Consider the following 944-nt stretch of genomic DNA (forward strand, 5'->3'; position numbering starts at 1 on the left):
CTCCAGCAGCTGCTCCTCGTCCCGGGTCAGCATCTGGCCGATGGTGCGGCCTTGGTCGAACTCCGCCCAGGACACCTTCGCGAGGATCTCCTCCACCTGGCCGGCCGTCCAGTACTTGACCTCCCAGCGTCGCTCCTCGGTGTAGAAGTACTCCGTGGGCACGTCGGGATGGCTCAGCGGGACGCGGATCGTACCGGAGGAGCTGCCAGCCCACGGCTTCTCGCTTACCAGGTAGATATCGAGATCGCTCAGGTCGTTGCCCCAGCCGCGGGCGAGGGAGCCGACGACGAACGCGGAGTCGTGGCTGTCGGGCAGTAGATCGCGCCCGGCCAGTTCGTCCAGGCAGCGGGTGAAGTCGAAACTCATGCGGGCGTTGGCCTTCCGGAGCGCGGTCGAGGGGGACTGGGACATAGCCACCGGCCTGCCACCGCACACGCCGGTGGCAGGCCAGAGGCCCGGCTACTCGCCCGTCGCCGGGCCGGAGAGGGTGAGCAGGCCGAACTCAGCCGACTGGAACAGCACTTCCTCGACGTCGGAGAGTTGGCACTCCGCGGCCGCCAGGAGCTCGCCGAGGGTGCGCTGTCCGTCGATGCCATCCAGCAGCCGCTGCCACTGCGGCATCTCCTCGCCGTCGACAACGAACTGGATCTCACCGTCGATGACCAGGTAGCGCAGGAGCGGGTCCTTCTGGTCGGTGAGCAGCAGGACCGAGTCGTCGAACGAGGGCACGAGCGCATCGTGCAGGTCGGGCCGCCGCAGCACCCGCGCCTCGATGCCGCCGCGCTCCGATTCCCAGTCGCCGATGGTCAGTTCGACCGGGACGGGAGCGGGCGTGGCCTCCACCGGCGGCGTGGGCGGCTGCTGGAGCATCACGTCCAGCAGTCCGAGGTTGACCACGCGGAGCAGGAACTCCACATGCCCGGAGGAGGGATCCTGCTGAAGGG

Annotated in this window: 2 protein-coding genes; both read right to left on the minus strand. The window is 68.8% G+C overall.

Annotated elements, in window-relative coordinates; all coding sequences use genetic code 11:
- The coding region (locus CA983_RS44125; protein WP_143645872.1) for a hypothetical protein at window positions 1–411 on the minus strand (411 nt) is incomplete at its 3' end.
- A gap of 48 nt (window positions 412–459) precedes the next feature.
- Window positions 460–944: hypothetical protein (locus CA983_RS46520; RefSeq protein WP_208637192.1), on the minus strand; the 485-nt coding region annotated here is incomplete at its 5' end.

Origin of the sequence: Streptomyces swartbergensis (assembly GCF_002148965.1) — a bacterium.
Lineage (GTDB): Bacteria > Actinomycetota > Actinomycetes > Streptomycetales > Streptomycetaceae > Streptomyces > Streptomyces swartbergensis.